Source organism: Okeania sp. (assembly GCF_035285525.1).
Classification (GTDB): domain Bacteria; phylum Cyanobacteriota; class Cyanobacteriia; order Cyanobacteriales; family Microcoleaceae; genus Trichodesmium.
This window is the reverse complement of the sequence record NZ_JAYKGW010000217.1, coordinates 44654-50653: the sequence shown is the minus strand read 5'-3', so window position 1 is coordinate 50653 and position 6000 is coordinate 44654. Positions and strand designations below refer to the sequence as shown.

Annotated in this window: 5 protein-coding genes and 1 pseudogene; all 6 read left to right on the top strand. The window is 31.3% G+C overall.

What is annotated here, in order from left to right:
• Nucleotides 1–602 precede the first annotated feature (602 nt).
• Nucleotides 603–668 (top strand): annotated as a pseudogene (locus VKJ25_RS24750) (KGK domain-containing protein); the annotation flags it as partial.
• Nucleotides 669–1239: 571 nt separating this feature from the next.
• On the top strand, nucleotides 1240–1485 hold the full coding sequence (locus tag VKJ25_RS20665; protein ID WP_324238531.1) for an HNH endonuclease: 246 nt from the start codon (nucleotides 1240–1242) through the stop codon (nucleotides 1483–1485).
• 97 nt (nucleotides 1486–1582) lie between these two features.
• A complete protein-coding gene (locus VKJ25_RS20660) occupies nucleotides 1583–1807 on the top strand; it encodes a hypothetical protein (RefSeq protein ID WP_324238530.1) in 225 nt (74 codons plus the stop codon).
• Nucleotides 1808–2430: 623 nt separating this feature from the next.
• Nucleotides 2431–2688 carry a cytotoxic translational repressor of toxin-antitoxin stability system gene (locus VKJ25_RS20655; RefSeq protein ID WP_324238529.1) on the top strand — a complete coding sequence of 86 codons (258 nt, stop codon included), beginning with the start codon at nucleotides 2431–2433 and terminating at the stop codon, nucleotides 2686–2688.
• 53 nt (nucleotides 2689–2741) lie between these two features.
• Nucleotides 2742–4328 carry a glucose-6-phosphate isomerase gene (locus VKJ25_RS20650; protein WP_324238528.1) on the top strand — a complete coding sequence of 529 codons (1587 nt, stop codon included), beginning with the start codon at nucleotides 2742–2744 and terminating at the stop codon, nucleotides 4326–4328.
• Nucleotides 4329–5226: 898 nt separating this feature from the next.
• A complete protein-coding gene (locus VKJ25_RS20645) occupies nucleotides 5227–5919 on the top strand; it encodes a response regulator transcription factor (protein WP_324238527.1) in 693 nt (230 codons plus the stop codon).
• The last annotated feature ends 81 nt before the right edge of the window (nucleotides 5920–6000 follow it).

The window sequence follows — 6000 nt, the reverse complement described above, 5'->3', positions numbered from 1 at the left end:
AAGCACTACTACTAACTAATGTTTGAGAAACTTTTTTATCAAAAAGTTGATTTATATAGAAGATTTTTTCTGCTACATATTCCAGATTTATTCAAAAATGTAGTCAGAGAAAATTCTAGTAAAATTTTCTGTACAATTTTGCCTTGATGAACCTGAAGCAAAAATCGAACAAAAAGAATTAAGTCAGTCAGAAAATTTTGGTGATAATAATTCAGAATATCTGGAAACAGAAGTATCTCCACTTGATGATTTACGGCAAAAGTTTAATCAGGAAAATTAGTAGATACTTTCTGAGATAAAATTAATTTATGCACGATATTTTTTTCATCCTAGAGATTTATTTTTCTGAAAAAAGAAGGAGTAATAGAACCAAAAACATTCTGCCAAAAACTCAGACATTGTAACAACTAACCCCGCTAATAAATTTATTGTAAACCCACAAAAGGCAAACAAAAATTAATCAAAAAATATTCTTATCTAAAGAAGATGTTGTCTCTGTTTATGAAAACGAAGTCTTTGTCAAAAATCGGACTTTTACCCTCCATGAATTTCTCACATAAATGAAAAAAGCTCTTCAAACATAACTAACAGAAGGAAGAGAAAATTGGTTAACTAACGGAATAGATTGTAAAATATTAAAACCAGGTGCAAAAAGCTGGCAAAGATGAAAAATAAGAATAACTATTGAGTTTTAACCTAAAAATATTGAGACAAAAGAAAGCGACTTCAATAATCAATTTGCAGAAGACAAAGAAGTTTCCCCACTTGATGATTTACGTCAGAAAATTAAACCAGAAGATAAGTAAAAATTTTCCAGAAAAACCTAAATTTATAGAGTACATTTTATAGCTAATTCTACATTGGTGAAGTACGCTCACGGGTGGAAGATGCTCCCTACTTATGAACATTCAATTATTAATATATTTACTTCATATATTTGGCATCTTTTATAATTTTGAAGACAGCCAAAAATTTATCTATCTTAGGGAATAACAAATAGGAAAAAAGGATTTTAGTAAATAGTATTTAATAACTTTATTATTTGTTATTAAACTCAAAATCAACATAATATCGAAAATTAAAATAAAGCATCAATTTTTTGAGGATTTTTGTTGGAATGAGGGTTGGGAGACCAAACCCCTACCATAATCAAACGCAATTTACTTTTTCTTTGGCGATCGCCTCATCAAAGGATATAATGAAATTATTTAATTTCAGTAATTTTATAGCAAATTAATTATGCACAAAACACCACGGATAAAAATTCCTTTAGCTGTTAGAAAATATGTGTTTGAAAGAGACAATCATAACTGTCAAAGTTGTGGTAAAAATTCAACCGAAACAGAACTTACTATAGACCATATTATTCCTCTTGCTAGAAGTGGTACTAATGATATGAGTAATCTGCAAACTCTCTGTTTCAAATGCAACCAAAAAAAGAAACATCATTTCGATCCCCGGTTTCAAAGAAGGTTTAGTAATTAAAGTAAATTACTATCAAAAACAAGTTAATATCAATTATCAATTATCCATTATCAATTATCCATTAATAAATACTCCCTATCAAGAGGAAAAACAGAAAGTGAAATCAAATAGTATTGGTTTTCTCAAAATTAAGATGTATTCTTTAATTGAAAAAATGTCTGATGTAGAATTAAAAAAAGCTTGGGAATATCTAAAAATACTTCATTATGACAATTTTATGATGGCAGCTATTCAACAATCTAAAAGAAGTCACAAACCAGGAGATATATTCACTGAAGAAGAAGCTTTACAAATATTAGACTTTGACAAAGAAGATAGTTAAATTAATGAATAATGAATAATGAATAATGAATAATGAATAATGAATAATTACCTCTAGTTAAAACCTATGCTTGATCAACATCTTTCTTAACATAAAAATTGACAAAAAAGAGAAGTTATGAGCTTGTCATTCAATGGTTATTCGGGGAGAGTCAAGGCATTTAACTAGAGGCTTTTCTCCCCCCAGATCCCCATCTCCCGACCCCCATCAACAGGGTTTCAGGAGTTCCTTATAAGGAAGGGATAGGGTTAAAACCCAGAGGAATAAATAATAGATTAATTATCATTTATCTATTGGTAAAAACAATTTTTATTGATTAAACTACAACAGAAAAACTATATTGATAGTGACAAAAAATAGGGCATTAAGTCTATTTTTTCAAATACAAGAAAAAAGCAAACTTCTATTTTTAAAACTTCCAACTTGAGCCGGAGATACTAATATACCAATATCAAATTAATTGCAATAAAAAACTGTAGGTGTTTGTGCCTCCAAACCCATAAATAAAATATTACAACCTATTGAGAATGGCTATAACTGATAAACTAACAACTAATAACTGAAAAATTGGAGATACTAATAACTAATAACTAATAACTAATAACTAATAACTAATAACTGAAATGACCCTAGAAGTTCGTTACGCTAGGTCTTTTCTCGAAGACCTTAAAGTTATAGAATCTGTTGCTTACCAAAAAATATATGATTTTGTTTTTATGAAATTCAGTCAAATAAATTACTTACAAGAATTGCCAGAATTAAGGCAACTTGGAACCACCGGTATTTTCTATAGATTTACTGTGGACAATTATCTCATTGGTATAGAAGTAACAGGTAAAATTATTAAATTTATCCGTATTTTACCAAAGCCAGAAATTTAGTCTTCTAAACTAAAATTAATAAACAAGTAAAAATATTGAATAAATTAACTTTTATGGAATCAAAAGCACTCTGGCAACGTTATATTGACTGGCTTTACTATCACCAAGGATTAGGATTTTATGTTGATATAAGTCGTATTAAATTTGACCACTCTTTTGTTGAGACAATGAAGCCTAAATTTACCAAAGCTTTCCAAGATATGGACGCTTTAGAAAAAGGGGCGATCGCTAATCCAGATGAAAATCGAATGGTTGGCCATTATTGGCTCAGAGACCCTAATATTGCTCCTACTCCTGAAATTAAACAGGAAGTTGTCCAAACTATTGAACAAATTGAAACTTTTGTTAAAAAAGTCCATAGTGGAGAAATTAAACCTAATAATGCTGCTAAATTTACAGATATTCTGTCCATTGGTATTGGTGGTTCAGCCTTAGGCCCTCAATTTGTCGCCGAAGCTCTTGGTCTAGATGACCCACCAATGGAAATACACTTCATAGATAACACAGACCCAGTAGGTATAGACCGGGTAATCCACAAAATCGGCGATCGCCTCAAAAGTACCCTAGTTATAGTCATCTCTAAATCTGGAGGCACCCCAGAACCTCGGAATGGTATGATCGAGGTCAAAGCTGCTTTTGCATCTGAAAACTTAAAATTTGCCAATCAAGCTGTCGCGATTACCACTCCTAATAGTAAACTAGGTAAAATTGCCAAATCTGAAGAATGGATAGATATTATCCCGATGGCAGATTGGGTAGGTGGACGGACTTCCGAACTCTCTTCCGTTGGTTTGCTACCCGCAGCACTGCAAGGAATTGACATTCGGGCTATGCTGGCTGGCGCTCAAGAAATGGACATAGCTACTCGCAAACATGACATCAAGGATAACCCCTCAGCTTTATTAGCTTTAAGTTGGTATGCTGTAGGTAATGGTCGTGGGGAAAAAGATATGGTAGTCTTACCATACAAGGATAGTCTACTACTATTTAGTAGATATCTACAACAGTTAGTTATGGAATCTTTGGGTAAAGAAAAAGACCTAGATGGTAATATAGTTAACCAGGGTATTGCCGTCTATGGTAATAAGGGTTCCACAGATCAACACGCTTATGTACAACAGTTACGAGAAGGCGTCTCTAATTTCTTTCTTACTTTTATTGAAGTTCTGGAAGATCGTCAAGGCATTTCTCCAGAAATAGAAGCGGGGGTTACATCTGGGGACTATTTATCTGGTTTTCTTCAAGGTACTAGACAAGCACTTTATGAAAAAGACCGAGGTTCTATTACAGTTACTATTCCTAAAGTTAATCCTTATAATGTAGGAGCGTTAATTGCCCTTTATGAGCGGGCGGTTGGTTTTTATGCTTCTCTAGTTAATATTAATGCTTATCATCAACCAGGAGTAGAGGCGGGCAAAAAAGCTGCTGCTACAATTTTAGAATTACAACAAAAGGTAGTAAATATTCTGAAGCAGGAAAGTTCTCCTTTGTCTTTAGAAGAGTTAGCTAAAAAAGCAGGAGCTGATGATCAAATAGAAACAATTTACAAAATTTTGCGTCATTTAGCTGCCAACCAAAAAGGTATTGTTTGGCATGGAAATCTTGGACAACCTGATAGTTTAGCTGTAAGTTATCATTAGAAAGGAATATAACTATTAATAGAGGTTTAAATATAAATATTAATCTCGAAAAATATTTAACTACCAATAGCTTATCGGAAAGTAAAGTTTGTAGAGAGAAAAAACCTCTTAATAGAAATTTAGTTAAGAATTGTAGAAAAAAAGGAAGTGAAAATTAAACCTATTTAGATATCTCCCAAAATACTACTTTTGGAAGAGTTAAATAAAGTTTTCACAACCTTTTATGGAGATGTCTATTAATACTTATTAAAAATATATACCTGACTTGCTTGATAAATTTTCTCCATCTCATCTATATTTATATTTATAGAACTCTAAAAAAGTTTTAGGGTAAGTATTCAGTTGTTAGCTATTAGCTATTGCTCTTAATTTATTTGCGTTATTTGCGCTATAAAAGCTTTTTTAAACCCCGGTCAATTAAGTAGACTATGATTGACTAAAAGTTAAATCCTACTAAAAAATTAGAGTATTATTGCTAGGAGGATAGCTGAAAGCTAATAACTGTTTGCGCAGTATTCCGCAATAAATATTTACGTTTTAGGATATTGATCAAATTAAAATCTTTTCTAGCCAAGAGTTTAGACTTTATCTGATATCTTAAAACTATATTTGATAAACTCTACTACGACTAGACATTTCCAATGATTATGGTTTGCTTATACAAAGTATTTTGAGGGAGGTATGGAGTAGGAAGTAGTTAAGAATAAGGATTTAAAGAAGTTACAGAGGAAGTAGTTGCCAAAATAGTTTCTTAATTTTTCTTTTCTAGTTAACGTAAAATGCTAAGTTTTTGAAGCTGAACAGCCTAAAAGTTTGCTCTTTTTTATAATTATTAATTATTAATTATTAATTATTAATTATTAATTATTAATTATTTTAGACTCATTCCCACAAAACCATGCCTTTAACAATTCTTGTTGTTGATGATGATTTAGGAACTAGACTATGTATCAGTGACTACCTAGAGGTATCTGGTTACTTAGCTGTCAAAGCGGAAAATGGTCAACAAGCTTTAGACTTAGTTGCAAAATCTCAACCCCATCTAATTATTACTGATATTGCCATGCCAGAAATGGATGGTTATGAACTGGTAAAACAAGTTCGGAGACGTCCAGATTTTCGTCTTTTACCTGTTATTTTCCTAACTGCTCATACAAGTGTACAGGAAAGGGTAAAAGGTTATCAATTAGGTTGTGATGTTTATTTACCAAAGCCTTTTGAATTAGTAGAATTAGGAGCTGTAGTTAGAGCTTTATTAGATAGATATGCTCTGATAGCCCAAGCTTCACCTAAAGCTAATTCTTTATCTAATAATAGTCAATCTTTAATAACAGAAAAAGCATCAAAATCAGATGATTCAGAAGCAATATCTCAGTCAATTATCAAAAATTATCAGATTAGTTTAACTGCTAGAGAAAAAGAAGTTTTAGGTCTTTTGCTTAATGGTTTTTCTAATGTTAAAATTGGCGATCGCCTACATTTAAGTCCTAGAACTATTGAAAAATATGTGAGTAGTTTATTGAGAAAAACTAATACTAATAATCGAGCTGAATTAGTTCGTTTTACTATGGAAAATTACCTATCTAATTAACCTTAATTATAATTTCGTTAATAATTTTTAGATATAGCAAATTCCAAGCATAAAGCATAAGAAGCACAGATTTAATAATTA